15 protein-coding genes and 4 pseudogenes are annotated in these 16394 nt (G+C 70.5%); 5 read left to right on the top strand and 14 right to left on the bottom strand.

All coding sequences use genetic code 11. From position 1 onward, the window contains the following. Nucleotides 1-55: 55 nt before the first annotated feature. From ACZ6C1_RS03545 to ACZ6C1_RS03530, 4 genes are all read right to left on the bottom strand, one after another. Nucleotides 56-1660, bottom strand: a complete 1605-nt coding sequence (locus ACZ6C1_RS03545; protein WP_469237253.1) for an AMP-binding protein — start codon at nucleotides 1658-1660, stop codon at nucleotides 56-58. 407 nt (nucleotides 1661-2067) lie between these two features. Further along, on the bottom strand, nucleotides 2068-2844 hold the full coding sequence (locus ACZ6C1_RS03540) for an SDR family oxidoreductase (protein ID WP_469237251.1): 777 nt from the start codon (nucleotides 2842-2844) through the stop codon (nucleotides 2068-2070). 120 nt (nucleotides 2845-2964) lie between these two features. After that, entirely contained in the window at nucleotides 2965-4182 is a 1218-nt protein-coding gene (locus ACZ6C1_RS03535) for an acyl-CoA dehydrogenase family protein (protein WP_469237250.1), read from the bottom strand. Nucleotides 4183-4214: 32 nt separating this feature from the next. Continuing rightward, entirely contained in the window at nucleotides 4215-5015 is an 801-nt protein-coding gene (locus ACZ6C1_RS03530; RefSeq protein WP_469237249.1) for a crotonase/enoyl-CoA hydratase family protein, read from the bottom strand. Nucleotides 5016-5116: 101 nt separating this feature from the next. On the opposite strand from ACZ6C1_RS03530, the gene ACZ6C1_RS03525 reads away from it, so the two are divergent. Next, nucleotides 5117-5629 (top strand): winged helix-turn-helix transcriptional regulator, encoded by a 513-nt coding sequence (locus ACZ6C1_RS03525; protein ID WP_469237248.1) that lies wholly within the window; start codon nucleotides 5117-5119, stop codon nucleotides 5627-5629. A 259-nt stretch (nucleotides 5630-5888) separates the two neighbouring features. Here the strand turns inward: ACZ6C1_RS03525 and ACZ6C1_RS03520 are convergent. Both ACZ6C1_RS03520 and ACZ6C1_RS03515 read right to left on the bottom strand, forming a co-directional pair. After that, nucleotides 5889-6152, bottom strand: a pseudogene (locus tag ACZ6C1_RS03520) (glycosyltransferase family 2 protein); the annotation flags it as partial. A gap of 91 nt (nucleotides 6153-6243) precedes the next feature. Next, nucleotides 6244-6555, bottom strand: a complete 312-nt coding sequence (locus tag ACZ6C1_RS03515) for a DUF3253 domain-containing protein (protein WP_469237247.1) — start codon at nucleotides 6553-6555, stop codon at nucleotides 6244-6246. Nucleotides 6556-6636: 81 nt separating this feature from the next. Between ACZ6C1_RS03515 and ACZ6C1_RS03510 the strand changes: the two genes are divergently transcribed. Further along, a complete protein-coding gene (locus tag ACZ6C1_RS03510) occupies nucleotides 6637-7545 on the top strand; it encodes an NAD-dependent protein deacetylase (RefSeq protein WP_469237246.1) in 909 nt (302 codons plus the stop codon). Nucleotides 7546-7845: 300 nt separating this feature from the next. Further along, a complete protein-coding gene (locus ACZ6C1_RS03505) occupies nucleotides 7846-8529 on the top strand; it encodes an adenosylcobinamide amidohydrolase (RefSeq protein WP_469237245.1) in 684 nt (227 codons plus the stop codon). A 479-nt stretch (nucleotides 8530-9008) separates the two neighbouring features. On the opposite strand, the gene ACZ6C1_RS03500 is transcribed toward ACZ6C1_RS03505, so the two are convergent. The 3 genes and pseudogenes from ACZ6C1_RS03500 to ACZ6C1_RS03490 form a co-directional block, all read right to left on the bottom strand. Further along, on the bottom strand, nucleotides 9009-9425 hold the full coding sequence (locus tag ACZ6C1_RS03500; protein ID WP_469237243.1) for a transposase: 417 nt from the start codon (nucleotides 9423-9425) through the stop codon (nucleotides 9009-9011). Beyond that, nucleotides 9383-9637: pseudogene (locus ACZ6C1_RS03495) on the bottom strand (phosphatase); the annotation flags it as partial. The gene ACZ6C1_RS03500 and the pseudogene ACZ6C1_RS03495, both read right to left, overlap by 43 nt. Nucleotides 9638-9685: 48 nt before the next feature. Beyond that, entirely contained in the window at nucleotides 9686-10948 is a 1263-nt protein-coding gene (locus tag ACZ6C1_RS03490) for a beta-ketoacyl-[acyl-carrier-protein] synthase family protein (protein ID WP_469237241.1), read from the bottom strand. A 65-nt stretch (nucleotides 10949-11013) separates the two neighbouring features. Between ACZ6C1_RS03490 and ACZ6C1_RS03485 the strand changes: the two genes are divergently transcribed. Then, complete coding sequence (locus tag ACZ6C1_RS03485; protein ID WP_469237239.1) at nucleotides 11014-11631, top strand: TetR/AcrR family transcriptional regulator; 618 nt, start codon at nucleotides 11014-11016, stop codon at nucleotides 11629-11631. A 122-nt stretch (nucleotides 11632-11753) separates the two neighbouring features. On the opposite strand, the pseudogene ACZ6C1_RS03480 reads toward ACZ6C1_RS03485, so the two are convergent. Further along, a pseudogene (locus ACZ6C1_RS03480) lies at nucleotides 11754-12272 on the bottom strand (transposase); the annotation flags it as partial. 69 nt (nucleotides 12273-12341) lie between these two features. Here ACZ6C1_RS03480 and ACZ6C1_RS03475 point away from each other — a divergent pair. Next, nucleotides 12342-13543, top strand: a pseudogene (locus ACZ6C1_RS03475) (S1 family peptidase). Here the strand turns inward: ACZ6C1_RS03475 and ACZ6C1_RS03470 are convergent. From ACZ6C1_RS03470 to ACZ6C1_RS03455, 4 genes are all read right to left on the bottom strand, one after another. Then, entirely contained in the window at nucleotides 13530-13742 is a 213-nt protein-coding gene (locus ACZ6C1_RS03470) for a hypothetical protein (protein ID WP_469237237.1), read from the bottom strand. The pseudogene ACZ6C1_RS03475 and the gene ACZ6C1_RS03470 sit on opposite strands and share 14 nt — an antisense overlap. Before the next feature lie 357 nt (nucleotides 13743-14099). Next, nucleotides 14100-14333 (bottom strand): hypothetical protein, encoded by a 234-nt coding sequence (locus ACZ6C1_RS03465; RefSeq protein WP_469237235.1) that lies wholly within the window; start codon nucleotides 14331-14333, stop codon nucleotides 14100-14102. Between the two features lie 228 nt (nucleotides 14334-14561). Then, nucleotides 14562-15218 (bottom strand): HAD family hydrolase, encoded by a 657-nt coding sequence (locus tag ACZ6C1_RS03460; RefSeq protein WP_469237233.1) that lies wholly within the window; start codon nucleotides 15216-15218, stop codon nucleotides 14562-14564. Continuing rightward, a complete protein-coding gene (locus ACZ6C1_RS03455; protein ID WP_469237231.1) occupies nucleotides 15215-16387 on the bottom strand; it encodes an MFS transporter in 1173 nt (390 codons plus the stop codon). Before ACZ6C1_RS03455 ends, ACZ6C1_RS03460 begins: the two co-directional genes overlap by 4 nt. Nucleotides 16388-16394 lie beyond the last annotated feature (7 nt).

The raw sequence follows: 16394 nt of genomic DNA, 5'->3' as shown, positions 1-16394 counted from the left end.
TTTCTGATGGGGTTGGGTGCAAAAGGGTGGATATCGCCCGGCTGTGACGGGTGTCTCAGGTGTCCTTGAGTTCGCGGCGCAGGACCTTGCCGACGTTGCTCTTGGGCAGGGCGTCGCGGAACTCGATGTGACGGGGGCGCTTGTATCCGGTGAGCCGGCTCTTGAGGTGCTCGCGCAGTTCCGCCTCGGTCAGGCTGGCGTCGCGGGCGACGACGACGAGTTTGGGAACCTCACCCGACTTGGGGTCGGGCACGCCTACCGCGCCGGCCTCGGCGACTTTGGGGTGGCTGGTCGCCGCGTCCTCGATCTCGTTCGGGTAGACGTTGAACCCGGAGACGATGATCATTTCTTTTTTCCGGTCGACGATCCGGAGGAAGCCGTCGTCGTCGATGACGGCGATGTCGCCGGTCAGCAGCCACCCGTCCGGCGTGAGGACCTCCGCGGTCTCCAGGGGCCTGTTCCAGTAGCCGGGCATCACCTGGGGGCCTTTGACGGCGAGCTCGCCCGGCCGGCCCGGGGGGACCGGCTGACCGTCGGCGTCGAGGATGCGCACGTCGGTGGACGGCAGAGGGACACCGATGCTGCCGGGTCTGGGTTCGAGGTGAATGGGGTTGAGGCTGACGACGGGCGAGGCTTCGGTCAGCCCGTAGCCCTCGGTGATGGGCCGGCCGGTGACCTCCTGCCAGCGGTCGGCGACCGCGGCGTGCACTGCCGTGCCGCTGGCGACGGCGATCTTGAGATTGGAGAAGTCGACGGAGGCGAAGGAGGGGGAGTCCAGCAGCGCCCGCGCGAGTGTGTTGACCAGCAGGACCGCGTCGGGGCGTGTCCTGGCGAAGGTCTTGACCAGCCCGGCTGTGTCGGTGGGGTCGGTGACGAGGACGTTGTGGGCCCCGAACCGGAACAGCCCCAGACCGTTCACGGTCAGCGCGAACACGTGGTACAGCGGCAGCGCGGCGATGACCGTCAGCTGTCCGGACCCGAATCGGGCCTGGAGCTGCCCGAGGAACTGTTCCTGGTTGGCCAGCAGGTTCTGGTGCGTGAGGACGGCGGCCTTGGTGCCTCCCGTGGTGCCCCCGGTGTATTGGAGGAACGCGATGTCCTGCGGCGCGAGATCGGGTTCGGTGAGGCGATGACGGCGGCCTCGGGCGAGGGCGGTGCGAAGGCCGACCGCGTCGGGGATCTCGTACGGGGGGACGAGCTTGCGGACCTTCGCCACCATGGTGTTGACCAGGACCCGCTTCCAGCTGCCGAAGAGGTCACCGGCCTCGGTGACGATCACGTGCTCGATGCCTGAGCCGGGCAGGATCTCGGCGACCTTGCCGGCGAAGTTCGCCAGGACCACGATGGCGCGCGGTCGGGCGTCGGCGACCACCTTGGCAAGTTCGACCGGGGTGTAGAGAGGGTTGGCGTTGACCACGATCAGCCCGGCCTTCTGCGCCCCGAACAGCGCGACCGGATACTGCAGAAGGTTGGGCATCTGCAGCACGATGCGGTCCCCCTCGACGAGGCCCAGTTCCTTCTGCAGGTAGGCGGCGAAGTGGTCACTGAGCTCGTCGACCTGAGTTAACGTCAGCCGAACCCCCCGGTGGGAGAACGCCGTTGCGGGGCCGAAGCGTCTCGCCGTGCTCCGCACCATGTCCGGGATCGACGTGTACGCCACGGGGGGAATGTCCGCGCCGACGCCGGGCGGGTAGAACCGTACCCATGGGCGCTCGGCGAGGTCCGCGCCATCAGGCGTCGGGGCGAGGCTGAGGTCATGGGCCCCAGGCGGCGGCTGCGCTGATGACTGTTCTGGGGATGTGCTCATGGAGGGTGATGTCCTTCACTCTGAACGTCGTACGAGACGGAGTGGTGAGTCCACGCCGTTCGGTCGGCTCTGGCCCTGGAACGTCTGCGGCGCCGGTCGAACGGGGCGGGCGGCCCCGAAAAGCCGACCGTGCCTGCCGCCGGCAGTGCACCGGCGCAGGCGGAACGGCGTGTGCCGCCGCGGTGAGCGGAACGGGAACCGGCGCTGCGTCCGCGGCGCCGGTTCCTTCGCACGGCGCGGGCGATGCGGCGCCGGAGTGTTCAGCGGGTGGCGTTGATCCCGCCGTCGACGGGAATGACTGCCCCGGTGATGTAGTTGCTGGCGGGGCTCATGAGGAAGACGGCGATGCCTGCCATGTCTTCGGGTCGGCCGATGCGCTTGAGGGGGATCTGCCCGGCGACGGCGTCCGCGCCGAGGCTGAGGATGCCGGCGGTCATCTTGGACTCGAACAGTCCGGGGGCGATGGCGTTGACGAGCACGTCGGGGGCGAGGGTTCCCGCAAGCTGTTGCGTGAGCATGTGCACGGCGGCCTTGCTGGCACTGTAGGAGAAGTTGTCGAAGCCGGGGGCGGGGGCGCGCAGGCCGTCGATGCTGCCGGTGTTGATGACGCGGGCGGGGTCGTCGGGTGTCGAGGCCGCCTTCAGCAGCGGCAGCAGGGCCTGGGTGAGGGCGAAGACGCCCTTGACGTTGACGGAGAGCACCCTGTCCCAGGCGTTGTCGGGGAACTCCTCCAGGGGTGCTCCCCAGTTGGCGCCGGCGTTGTTGAACAGGGCGTGCACGCGGTTCTCGCGCTCAGCGATGCACGAGGTCAGGGTCTCCACACCGCGGGCCGTGGAGAGGTCGGCCGACACCGCGTGAATGTCGCCGAGAGCGCTCAGCTCCTCGACGGCCGACTTCAGGTCGGCTTCCTTGCGGCTGGAGATGTACACCGTGGCGCCTGCTTCGAGGAGTCCTCGGGTGATCATCTTGCCGATGCCGCGGCCGCCTCCGGTGACGACGGCGACCTTGCCGGCGAGCAGGGGCTTGTGGGTGCTCATGGGATGCTCCGGGTACGGGTGGGGGTTCGAGGCGGCCGGGCAAGGCAATGGCGGCCCTGCCTGGCCGGGAGGTGCGCTGTGTGCGGGCGTACCGCGCGCAGCGGGGTAGTGCCGGGGCGCTTACCGGATGCGGCGGCCGGACAGGGCGCGGCTGATGGCGAGGCGCTGGATCTCGCTGGTGCCTTCGTAGATGGTGAAGATCTTGGCGTCGCGGGCCCAGCGTTCGACGGGGTAGTCGCGGGTGTAGCCGTTGCCGCCGAGGATCTGGATCGCGCGTTCGGTGGTGCGGACGGCGACCTCGCTGGCCTTGAGCTTGGCCATGCTGCCCTCGGCGCGGGTGAAGGGCTTGCCGCGCGTCATCATGTGGCTGGCGCGCCAGACCAGAAGGCGGGCGGCGTCGATCTCCATGGCCATGTCGGCCAGGGTGAAGGCGACGGCCTGGTTGTCGATGATGGGGCGGCCGAACTGTTCGCGGAGGCCTGCGTATTCGAGGGCGTACTCGTAGGCGGCGCGGGCCACGCCGACGGCCATCGCGCCGATGCCGGGCCGGGTCATCTCGAAGGTGGCCATGGCCGCGGGGACGCGGACACGGGATCCTTCGCGGGCTGCGGCCAGGCGCTGGTCGAGGGCTTCCTTGCCGCCGAGGACCAGGTCGGCGGGGATGCGTACGTCGTCGAGGACGACCTCGGCGGTGTGGGAGGCGCGCAGGCCGTGCTTGTGGAACTTCTGGCCCTGGCTGAGGCCGCGCGTGCCCGGGGGGATGAGGAACAGCGCGTGGCCGCGGGCGCCGAGGGCGGGGTCGGTGACCGCGTTGACGACGTGGACGCTCGCGATGCCGCCGTTGGTGGCCCAGGTCTTGGTGCCGTTGAGCACCCATTCCTTGGTGGCTTCGTCGTAGCGGGCGTGGGTGCGGATGGCGGCGGCGTCGCTGCCGGCGTTCGGCTCGCTGGCGCACAGGGCGGCGACGGCCAGGTCACCGGGGGTGCCGAAGAAGGCGGGCAGCCAGGTGTCGATCTGCTCCTTGGTGGCAGCGCCGAACAGGGCCGCGGCGGGGAGAAAGGTGCCCAGCAGGGCCTGGCCCATGCCGCCGTCGCCCCAGAAGATCTCCTCGGCGACCACGGGCTGCAGGAGCCCGGTGGGGTCGGCGATCATCTGCAGTGCGAACTCGGGGGTGTAGAGGCCGATCCTGGCGGCTTCCTCGATCACGGCCCAGGGCATCTCCTCGCGCTCGTCGTAGTCGGCGGCGACGGGGCGTACGTACTTCTCGGCGAAGCCGTGGGCCCACTCACGCGCCTCGGCGATGTCGGGCGGAAGATCGAACAGGTTCGCAGTGGTCACAGCAGGTCTCCTGATGATGTCGTTCGGGCTGGTCAGCGGCCGGTGAAGGCGGCGTCGCGGCGCTCGATGAAGGACTGGATGCCTTCGGCGCCGTCAGCGGTGGCGAAGAGGCGGGCGATGTCAGGGCGCAGCCGCTCGATCGCGGCCCTCTCCCCGGATTCGTGCGCCAGGTGGGCGGAGTTGAAGACGGTCCTGACCCCCAGCGGGGCTGACTTTTCGGCAATGACCCGGGCGATCTGGATGGCGCGCTCGAGCGTGGCCGGTCCGTCGTCGGCGAGTTCCTGCACCAGGCCGAGGCGGTGGGCCTCAGCGGCGTCGAACTCCTCACCGGTGAGGATCCAGCGCATGGCGTTGCCCCAGCCGGCCTGCTGGGGGAAGCGGAAGGTGGCGCCGCCGAAGGGGTAGATGCCACGGCGGATCTCATACTGGGCGAAGCGCGCGTCCCGGGACGCCACGCGTATGTCGGCGGCGAGCAGCAGCTCGATCCCGAGGGTCATCACCCAGCCCTGCGCGGCGGCGACGACCGGCTTGGTCCAGGGTCCGTCCAGGCGCCAGGGGTCACGGCTGCCCTCGGGTGCGTCGAACTTCCCCGAAGCCAGTTCCGCGCCGACGTCGAGCATGTCCAGGCCGCCGGTGAAGTGGTCGCCGTGGGCGAACAGCACCCCGCACCACAGGTCGTCGTCGGACTCCAGCAGGCCGTAGGCGGCGGCAAGCTCGGCGAGCATGCGCCGGGTGAAGGCGTTGCGTTTAGCAGGACGGTTCAGGCCCATCAACAAGACGTGTCCGTCCCGCTCGACGGTGACCTCGGCAGTGTCCGCGGATGTGGACATCATCAGCCTTCCTCCTCAGTTGCATGATGAGACTTACTGGACGGTAGCTGCCTGCGGAGATCGGCACAAGTTCATCTCATGATGAGACTGATAAGGTGGGTGGTATGAGACGCACCTCGTTCGATGGCTGGCCCTGCTCCATCGCCCGCACCGTGGACATCCTCGGCGACGGCTGGACGCTGCTCGTGCTGCGCGAGGTCTTCTACGGCGAGTCCCGTTTCGACGGCTTCATCGACTCACTCGGCATCGCCCGCAACACCCTCGCCGACCGCCTGCGACGCCTGGAAGGGATGGGAATGCTCCAGCGCCGCGCCTACCAGACCGACCCCGTCCGCCATGAGTACCTGCTGACGGACAAGGGCCGTGACTTCTTCGGTGTGCTGGCCGCGATCAACGCCTGGGGCGACCGCTGGCAGACCGGCGACGAGGGCATTCCGGTGATCATGCACCACACGACCTGCGGCCACGACACCCGCGCAACGGTGGTCTGCTCCTCCTGCAGCGAGCCCCTGCGCCACGAGGACACGGCCGTGCGCACCGGGCCCGGTTACCCGGACCGGCTGCTCGACAACCCCGCAGTACGCGCGCGCTTCAACGCTGATACGGCCACCTCCTGACAAGAACCAGGCCCTGACTCGCAGCGAGCGCCGCCAAGGCCGTGGCGGGACGGACACCGTCCTGGGCCGGTGAGGCATCGCGCCGCGCCGAGGACGTCGCTGCCGCACGCCGGATGTTCACCTGTGGCCGCGACCAGCTGCAGCAGACACTGCCTGGGCTGCTGGCGGCCGTATAGCAGAAGGCGTCGACCGCTGCGTGAAGTGGCCCTAGGACCCCTCCGGCCGCAGCGCCGGACTGGCTCGGGCCAGCCACCGTGGTCTAGATGACCGGCGGGCTGCCCAGCCGGGTCAGCCGCCATACCGTCCGCCACCGCAGGGGGTGGCGCGGGCCGCCGGACGTCCTGAGCCCTTCGGCGAACCCGCCCAACCAGGCCCGCAAACCGGCCCAGGACCGCGTGTGGGTCACCGTCAGGCCCGCCCACATCCCGAGGTAGAGAGAAACGAGCGGCGCCGGCAGGTGCCGCTTGGCCAGCCAGACACGGTTGCGAGCCGTCATCCGGTAGTAGACCGCACGCCGGGCCGGGTCGCCGTGAGCCGCTCTCCCACGTCACCACGGACGGGCGTCCGTCCCGCGCCGGATGCTACCGGTGGCGGGGCGGTGCCCGCGCCGGATGCTACCGGTGGCGGGGCGGTGAGCCGGGTGGTGTGCCGGGCCGGCGGGCGCGGCGGATACGGATCGGGCCGCGGGCCCCCGACGGCTCGACGGGTCGGCCGCCCTGGGTGATGTCCACCTCTCCGGCGGCCACCAGCCGCCGGGCCGCGCGGCGGGCGGGTTCCATGAGCGCACGCCAGCCGTCGTCGTCCCCCTCGTACACCGCCCGTGCGGCGTCGGAGGGGCAGATCGTCGCGGCCGGACCTCGACCTTGCAGGAGTTCCAGAATGGCTCGTTCCAGCCGCCGGTCCGTCTGACGTTCGCTGTCCGCCACGCTCCCAGTATCGCCGCCCCACCGCGCTTCGTGCCCGCTGAGCGGAGGCGGGAGGCGGGGGCGGTTCCGTACCCTGGCGGCATGCGCATGCGCCCCACTCTGAGCTGGGCCCCCACCGAGAACTGGCCGCCGGGCACCACCGATCCAGCGCCGGTCGTCGACGCGCTGAGCGCCGGCGGTGTGCTGGTGCTCAGCGGGGCCGGGATCTCCACGGAGTCCGGCATCCCCGACTACCGGGGCGAAGGCGGGAGCCTGAGCCGGCACACCCCGATGACCTACCAGGAATTCACCGCCGACGCCCGGGCCCGGCGCCGTTACTGGGCGCGCAGCCACCTGGGATGGCGAACGTTCGGTCGCGCGCGGCCGAACGCCGGGCACCGGGCCGTGGCCGCTTTCGAGCGGCACGGCCTGCTCTCGAGCGTGATCACCCAGAACGTCGACGGATTGCACCAGGCCGCCGGGAGCGAGGACGTCGTGGAGCTCCACGGGAGCCTGGCCCGGGTCCTCTGTCTCTCCTGTGGCGCCTCCAGCACGCGCGGTGAACTGGCCCGGCGGCTGGAGGGGGCCAACGCGGGCTTCGAACCGGCGGCCGCCGGTATCAACCCGGACGGTGACGCCGACCTCACGGACGAGCAGGTCGGGGACTTCCATGTAGTGCCCTGCGCGCTTTGCGGCGGCATCCTCAAGCCGGACGTGGTGTTCTTCGGCGAAGCAGTTTCCCCGGGACGGATCGCGCACTGCCGCGAGCTGGTCCGGGGGGCGACCTCGTTGCTGGTCCTGGGGTCCTCGCTCACCGTGATGTCCGGCCTCCGGCTCGTCCGCCTGGCGGCCGACGAGGGGAAACCGGTAGTGATCGTCAACCGGGACCCGACCCGGGGCGACCCGCACGCCCGCAGCCGCGTCGCGCTCCCCCTCGGACCGACCCTGTCCACGGTGGCCGGGAGACTCGGCATCCCCGTCGACGACCGGACGGCGCCGACGGCCGGCTGACGGCGGCCGGCCGCGCACCCTCGATGCGACCGTGCCGGGCCACCGAGGCCCGCCGGGACGAGCACACCCCGGCGACCGGCGGCCGTTCCCGGCCTTCCGGACCTGGTGACGACAGGCCGCAGGACCGTCCGGGCCCCTTCGCCCTCGGGAGGCGCCCGAGGGGGGAGGGGGACCCGCGGACACCGACGCAGCGCCGGACGAGCCGGCTCAGCGGTACGGGGCGACGGTGGCCGCCGCCCGGGTGACATCCGACGCCCCGTACGATCGGCGCGTCCCCGTGCCGCAAGGAGTTCCGCCACCGTGACCGCCGTCGTCCCGCCCACCCGCGGCGCAACCCGCCTGCTGCCGGTGCGGCAGCTGACCCGCATGGAGGACGGTGAGCGGCTCCACGCGCTGCTGTGGCGGGCCGGCCCCGGCTGGCGGATGATCAGCAGCGCCATGCTGGGCGGAGGGATCGGCGAGCGGAGTTGGGTCCTCAACGCGCAGGTCCCGCACGGCTACCGGCGCACCGATCCCGACCGCCACCTCGCACAACTGGGGGAGGACTCGGGCATGCGAAGCGGGGCGGGAGTCGGGCTGATGACTGCCGCAGACGTGACGGCCTACGGCCGCGGGCACGACGGCTGCGTCGAAGCCGTCGTCACCGCGGGACTCGGCGTGCGCCACTGGGCCGCCTCCCCGGCCGAGGGCACGGCCGTGCCGGCAGGGCCGGGCACGATCAACATCGTCGTCGCGGTTCCTGCGGCGCTGAACGACGCCGCACTGGTCAACGCGGCCTCCACCGCCACGGAGGCCAAGGTCCAGGCACTCCTGGAGGCCGGCTACGACTGCTCGGGCACGCCGACCGACGCCCTGTGCATAGCTGCCCGCACCCCCCGCCCCGGAGACGACGTCCACGCCTTCGCCGGCCCCCGCTCGCTCTGGGGCGCCCGTCTGGCCCGCGCGGTCCACCAAGCCGTACGAGCCGCCGCACCCCCGCCCTGAGATCGCTGCATCCGACGGGGCGCGGAGTTGAGAGTGCGTCAGGACACGAGCCCTGTCACGGTGACCGAGCCGGCACGGCCGCGATACCGGAAGGTCCGGGCGTTCTCGAGCGCGACGGGGTGTCCGAGCGTGATGGTGACGGTGGCCGTTGCCCGGCGTGGCTCTCGCTTCAAGACGGGCTCGTGGACACCTGGTAGCGCGGGCTCATCTGAGGCGGGGCGCCAGTGGAAGCGCCCGCCTGGGGCCCTTACCGCACACTGCGGACCGACCCACCAAGCGCCTCGCGGCCACTATGCAAAGGCCAGGTGGTGCCTTGCAGGCCGCCTCTTCCCGGCCGGCTGGGGACCCAGGCGCCGCCGCAGGGCAGTTCGCGGCGTGCAGTCTGCGACCGAGCGGTCTGATAAAAGCCTGTCGGCGGCACTAAGTCTTGTCCCGTGATCTATGACCGTCGTATGGGGTATCGCTCCTGCTCTTGCCTCCTATCCGGCCAGGGCTAGGTTGTGCAGGCGGGCGATGCCGAGCACGGCGTGGTGGACACCGTCGCCTTCTAGGCGGCAGTCGCGAAGGATCTTCCAGTTCTTCATGCGGGCGAAGACGTGCTCAGCGCGGGCGCGGACCTTGCGGTGGGAGGTGTCGTGTTCCTGTTTCCGCGCCGGGAGTTCTGTCTGGCCGGGCTCGCGGCAGTGCGGGACGACCAGACCGGTGTCCCGATAGCCGCCGTCCGTGATCGCCGTGGTACGGCCGACGGCGTCCTGCCGCGCCCGGACAGCTCCCATGCCTTGCAGTCGTTGCGGTTGCCGGCCGACGGCGACCACGAGTCGGGTGTCGGCGTCGATGACGACCTGATGGTCGGTCGAATACCGGTATCCTCCAGCTCGTGCAGCGCGGCCAGGCACTCACGCGGGTCTCGGTCCGCAGCGATCTGGGCGAACGTCTCCATCGGCCGCGTCCGCAGAGCCACCCGGTAGACCTCGTCCGCATCCAGCCCGTACCGCTCCGCCCAGGTTCCCCAGACCTTGCGCTGGTTGCTCACCGCGTCGATCAACGTGCCGTCGACGTCGAACAGGACATACTTCGTGCGGTCCGGCCGCGTAGATTCACTGGACACCCATCGATCATGCCAGGTTGCGTACAGGTGATCGCGGGACAGTATGGGTCATGATGTGGTCGACACCGTACTCGACGCGTGGTTCCGTGCGCCGATGACGATGAGTGAGACGTTCTGCCCACCGAAGCCGAAGGAGTTGCTGAGCACGGCTTCCTGGGGGACGTCTCGCCGCTCTGCGACGACATCGAGGTCGATGTCGGGATCCACGCCGGCTGCAGTGAGGTTGCGGGTCGGCGGGATGGCACCGTGCTTCACACTGAGGACCGCGATGAGCGCCTCGATTGCGCCGGCGGCGCCGAAGAGATGGCCGAGCGCCGCCTTGGGGGCTGTCACGGTGGCGCGGCCGAAGACCTCTCCGATCGCGTGTGCCTCTGCGACGTCGCCGACTGGAGTTCCGGTGGCGTGGGCGTTGATGTGGCTGATCTGCTCGGGAGCCAAGCCGGCTTGCGCGAGAGCCTTCCGCATGGCGGAGATCTGACCGGAGCCGTCGGGAGCGGGCGCCGTGATGTGGTGGGCGTCGGCGGCGATGCCGGCGCCCGCGAGTATCGCATGGACGCGCGCGCCTCGGGCGCTGGCGTGTTCGGCACTTTCGAGCACTACGACAGCAGCGCCTTCACTGAGGACGAATCCGCTGCGGTCCGCGGCGAACGGCCGGGAGGCTGAGGCGGGTTCGGCGGTGTATCGCGACAGTGCTTGCGCTCGGGCGAAGCCGGCGACGGTGATCGGTGTGATCGCGGCCTCGGTTCCACCCGCGATGACCACGTCCGCCTCGCCGGCGCGGATGAGCCTGGCCCCCAGGGCGATCGCCTCGGCACCGGAAGAGCACGCCGAGACGGGCGTGTAGACCCCGGCCCGTGCCCCGTATTCGATACTGATCAGCGCTGCCGCCGCATTGGGCATGAGCATCGGGACTGTGCGTGGCGAGACACGCCGTGCCCCGGCCGCCTCAAGGGCGTCGTCTTCCTTCAGCAGCGTCCGTACGCCCCCGATTCCCGTGCCGATCGCTGATGCAAGCCGGTCCGGGTCCACCCGCGGGGCGCCTGCATCGGCCCAGGCCTCGGCCGCCGCGGTGAAGGCTGCCTGCTGTGAGCGGTCGAGCCGCCTGGCCTGCACCGGCAGCAGTGACTCGGCGGGGTCGATCGCCATCGTCCCCGCGACGGTGCCAGGAAGGCCGACGGCCTCGTGGCCGGGCAGGACGCCGCCGCGGATGCCGGACTTGCCGGCAAGCAGGGCGGCCCATGTGGACTCCACGTCTCCACCGAGTGGCGTGATCGCGCCGAGTCCGGTCACGACGACTTCAGTCCGGTACATGCCCTGAACCTTTCTTGTATGCGATACAAGTGAACGATGCTTGTTGTATCACATACAATCCGGGAGTGGAAAAGAAGCGAACCGAAGGTCGATCGACGTCGGCTCGGTCACGTGACCGCGGTCGCGCGACCAGGCGCCGACTGATTGAGACAACTGCACGGCTCTGCAAGGAACGGCCCGGCGCTGAGGTGAGCGTCGCCGAGATCGCGAACGCAGCAGGCGTCTTCCCCAACCAGGTCACCTACCACTTCGGGTCCAAGGACTCGCTGCTCGTGCACGCAGCCTTTCTCGGCTTGCTGCACGACGCCCGACGGATTGAGCGCATCGGCCGCCAAGCCCCCGATGCGGCCGCATTTCGCCGCAACGTCGCCCGCGCCGTAATGGCCATGCCCTCGCTCCCATCGGTCGCGCGAGCACTCGCCGCCGGGATCTCCAAGCCCGAACTCGCCCACGTGGTCGACCAGCACCTCCAATTGCTGTTCCGGCAATCCGAGCGCTTCGTGAGCCAGCTCATCGACAGTCGCGGCTGGAGGACCCGTCGACCGCTCAGCGTGGAAGCCAGGACGTTCTGGAGCACGGCGCTCGGCGCGGTGCTGCTCGTCCGCGCCGGGGCACACGGCACTGTCGCCGACCTCGACCTCGCCGGAGCATTGACCATCCATAACGAACCCGAGCGCGGCTAGCTCAGTCGAACGGGCCCGCGGCGGAGCCACGCGGCTTCCGCGCGACGGTGGCCTTCTCGCAGTCCGCGTGCGTGCCGTCGCCGGCACAACTCCGCCGGTGCGGCTAAGGCGTGTCCGCAAAGTCATGGCAGCCATAGCCGCAGGCAGGCGATGGTGACCAGGGCCTGGTAGCGGCGGGCTCGTTTGTCGTAGCGCGTGCGAGCGCCTTGTTCTGCTCGATCCGGTTGAAGCAGTGTCCGACGACGTTGCGGCGCCGGTATGCGGTCCGGTCCAGCCGACACCGGCTCTCGCCTCTGCGGATGCGGCCGTTGATCTGGTCGATCCGTTCAGGGATCGTTGCGGCGACTCCGCGTCGGCGGAGGTAGGCGCGAACCCTCAGGGACGAGTAGCCCTTGTCGGCGACGACCCGGTCGGGCCGTGCCCGGGGCCGGCCCGGGCCGCTCCGTGCGATGCAGGGCCCCTTTTCGGGCCCCGGCCGCGTGCTGAAGGGCTCGCACGTTCGTGGGGTCGACCCAGACGATGCTGCAGTCGACCTTGCCGGCGGCGTCGGAGTGCTGTTGGACGCGGGTCAGCAGCCGGTCCCAGGTGCCGTCGGCGGACCAGCGGCGGAAAAGTTCGTAGACGGGCGTTGTCAGCGGTCCGACCTAGAGTTCCCGTCACTGATCACTGAAGTGCGGGGAGGCCCGTGTGAGGTGGGTGACGGCGGACGATTGCGAGGTCGCTCTGGACGCCGGGAAAGTGGTCTGCCGCAATGCGGCGGGGCGGCGGCTGCGGTCGGCGCGCTCCTGTCGGTGTCAGCGGCCACCGGCGCGCAGGCCGGCGGACCGGCACCGGTCGAGCCCCGTCACGAGCCTCAGATGGTCACAGCGCTGGCCGATTGCCTGGGAGCCGACGAGCAGACGGCGCTGCGGCGTCATGGACCGGCAGGCCGAGCAGCAGCGCATCCTGTCCGGCCTCGGCAAGGGCGCGGTCACGCCGGACGGCGCGTTCTTCGACGCGGCCGACACGCTCACGGTCAACGTGGCCGACCGCATCTCGGCCGAGAGGGTCGAGGAAGCCGGTCTGCGTGCCCGGATACCGCAGCCGGGCCAGGCCGCGCTCGACCGCATCAAGGCCGGCTCGACACCGAGGCGACCCAGCAGGCACCCGCCGGCGTCTCGGCCTGGTCGGTGGACCTGGCCTCCGACACCGTCACCATCGAAGTGCACAACGACACCAGCAGCGCGGCGCGCGCCTTCCCCACGTCGGCAAAGTCCTACGGTGACGCCGTGCGGATCGTGACAGGCAAGCAGCCGCTCGCGGCCCAGACCACGGTCTACCCGGGCACCAAGATGACGTTCAACGGCACGCACTGCTCGGACGGCTACGGGGCCAGGGACTCCTCCGGCAAGCAGTACCTGGTGAGCGTCGGCCACTGCCTGGAGAACCTCCCGGACCTCTCCTACAACGGCTCCCAGTTCGCCAAGGGCACCCACACCCGCTACGCGACCGACCAGCCAAGCGTGGACATGGGCATCGCGGCCGTGGACGCCGACGACTCGATCGCCACGTCCGTCCACACCTACGGCAAGGCCCGCCCCGTCGCCGTCAAGGGCGCAGCCGCGCGGCGGAGGGCGCCGACATGTGCAAGTCGCGCGTTACCACCGGCTGGACCTGCGGCAAGGTCACGTCCTACAACAACCCGGTCTACTTCGGCACCACGACGATGGTCTCGGGCCTGGGCAAGTCCAGCGTCTGCACCGAGCCCGGTGGCAGCTGCGGCACCTACGTCTCAGGCAACCAGGCTCAGGGCTTGACCTCCGGCGGCCTGAAGGGACCGAAGTGCTCCGGCGTCCACGGCTCCGGAACGTCGTACTTCCCGCCCCTCGACGACGCCCCGAACCACTACAGCCTGACCCTCAGCACCAACTGAACCAACCAACCGTCCAGGCCCATGCGGTCGCCCGGCGGGTGAGGCGACCCCACTGCCGCAGCCAGGGCATGGCCCCGTTGGACTCGAAGCCGTTGAACGCGCCGAACAACGGCTGTCCAGGGCCAGAACCCGTGAGCTGCTCGGCCAGGGCGATGAGACGTACGACTTCCTCGATGACTGCCTGGACAGCGCTTGGCACGGCGGCAGGGAGACGCTCGCCGCCCTGGTCGCCACCATCGGGACGACCACCGATGACCGGCCGCCCCCACACCCGCCTTGCGCGCAGGCGCCTCGCTCGGCGTCGCCCAGCTCGCCCTCCAACAGACCAAAGATGTCCTGGGCGAGCACCCGATAGGGCGCGGTGCGGGCCACCGCCACCCTGGCGGGCGTGGCGATGGTCCGCATCTCCATCCTGGGCCAAGGGGTGCTGAGCGCCCCTGGATAGCCCGGAAGCCAGTGCCGCGTCCAATGCCGTGAACGGTTCCCACGTCGTGCCCATCACCGCACCTCACTCCCGACCGGACCAGGCGTGCATCCATCCCACCCACGCCTGGCTCTACAGCGTGGAGCCCGCCCGGCCGAAACGGGTGCCGACGCTCGCCTCATCGACCGCGAGCAGCTCGACCGCGCCGACGCCTACCAGCGGATCACCGACGCGGCCGACGCCGGAAACCCGGCCGTCCTGGCCACCCGCCAGACCTGGGTCCGCCGCGACGACGTCGACCCCGAAAAGGCCCCCGTCCGACGGCTGTACATCCTGGAACGCACCCCCACCGCGTCTTCGACCCAAGCTCGGCGGCGTCGACCAGGGCGACGAGCTGCACATCGACGTCCGGGACATGTACCGGTTCGAGGCCTGGGAGCCGTTCAGCACCTCCTGCCGACCGTTGGCGGCATTGGCAGGCGGGTGTGGGTCTGGAAGGAGCCCGGCGGGTTCGCCGTGGAGTCCGCTGTGTTCGGGCTCCGCATACCGTGGCGCGTGCACGGCACTGCGCGAGCTCAGTAGGGCGCGCAGGATTCAATGGTCCTGGTCGAGGTGGTCGAGGAGTCCGGTCAAGTGGGTGATGTAGGACGTCGCTCCGATGAGGCTGCTCGCGGGGGTGAGGGCGGTGTAGCCGAGCACGGGCATGCCGGCGGCCTTCGCCGCACGGATGCCGTTGGGGCTGTCCTCGATGACGAGGCAGTCGTGCGGGTCGGTGTGGAGTGCGGCGGCGGCGTGGAGGAAGAGGTCGGGTGCGGGTTTGCCGACGCCTCGGACGTCCTGGGCGCTGAAGACGACGTCAGGTGGCAGGAGGGGGCGCAGGCCGGTCCGGTCGAGGGTGAGGTCGATCCAGGCGTGGTCGGAGGAGGATGCCAGGCAGTAGGGAATGCTGCGGCGCCGTAGTTCGGTGAGCACGGTGGAGGCGCCCTGGACGGCGTCCAGCTGTTCCCGGAAGGCGGCGAACACCCGATCGTGGAGGCGGGTGGTGAAGTCCGCAGGCAGTGTGCCGCCGAATCTGTGGGCGACGACCCTGTGGACGGTGCGGCCGGCGTTGCCGAGGAAGTGTCGGTAGGACTCTTCCAGGGTGAAGGGGAAGCCCAGTTCTGTGAGGTATCCGGAGAGCACGCCGTGTGCGATGGGCTCGCTGTCGACGAGGACGCCGTCGTTGTCGAAGATGATCAGCTGGGGTGTCACGGGTTCTCCGTTCGGTTGAAGGTCGCGGTGAGGGCGATCGCGAGGAAGGCGGCGCCGAGGAGGCAGGTCGCGGTCCAGCCGCCGGCTGTGTAGGCGGCGGGTCCGAGGGCCGCGCCGGCGATGCCGCCGAGGGTGTAGCCGGTCATGTAGACCGAGGCGACGCGGGCGCGGGCGTCGTCGATGCCGTAGACGACGCTCATGTTCAGCAGGTGGGTGGCGTGGATGGCGGTATCCATGGCGAAGAGCCCGATGAGGAGCCAGACCAGGTGGTGGCCGCCGGCCCAGAGCGCGGCGAAGGACGCCACACCGAGGACCAGTGCCGTCCTGGTGAGCCGTCGGCGGTCGGCTCGGTCGGCGGCGCGGCCGATGGGTCGGGCGATGAGTGCTCCGGCGGCGCCGGCCAGTGCCAGCAGCCCGATCTGGGCGGGGCCGTAACCGTAGGGGGGTTCGGAGAGGAGGAAGGCAGCGGTCGACCAGAAGACGCCGAAGGCGGCGAAGGAGCAGCCTCCGATGAAGGCTCGGCGTCGCAGCAGCCGGTGGGTGGCGGCGAGGCGAAGAGTGGCGTGAAGCTGGGACCGGTACGGGACGGGCAGGTCGGGTGGGGCGGGTGGAAGGGCGCGGGTGAGGACGACGGCGAGCAGCAGGGTGCTGATCGCGGCCGCGGTGAACAGCGCACGCCAGCCGACGGCCTGCGAAACCAGGCCGGCGACGGTGCGGGACAGAAGGATGCCCGTGAGTCCGCTGGCGAGCATCGTCCCGACGGCGCGTCCGCGTTCGTGGGGTGCGGCCATGGTGGCGGCGTAGGGGATGAGGGTGTTGACGAAGGCGGCGGTGGTGAGCCCGATGAGTGATCCGGCGGCCAGGAGGATGCCGGTGGTGCGGGCGGCGGCGGTCAGGCCGAGGGCGGCGGCGTCGGCGCAGAGCAGGACGGCGAGGAGGGGGCGGCGGGGGACGATGTCGCCGAGCGGGACGATCAGGATCAGGGCGAGGACGTAGCCGAGCTGGCCGACGGCGATGAGATGGTCGGACGCGTGGGGGCCGATGGACCGGGAGATCTGCGGGAGGAGGGGCTGGCAGTAGTAGAGGTTCGCGATCGTCAGTCCGTAGGCCGTCGCGAGCAGCCGGCCGGTCCGGGGAGAGCCGCTCTGTAGAGGTTCGATCAAGGTCACTTGGACG

Source organism: Streptomyces sp. NPDC041796 (assembly GCF_055590785.1).
The sequence above is the reverse complement of the archived record's forward strand: the minus strand, read 5'-3'. Positions and strand labels throughout refer to the sequence as shown.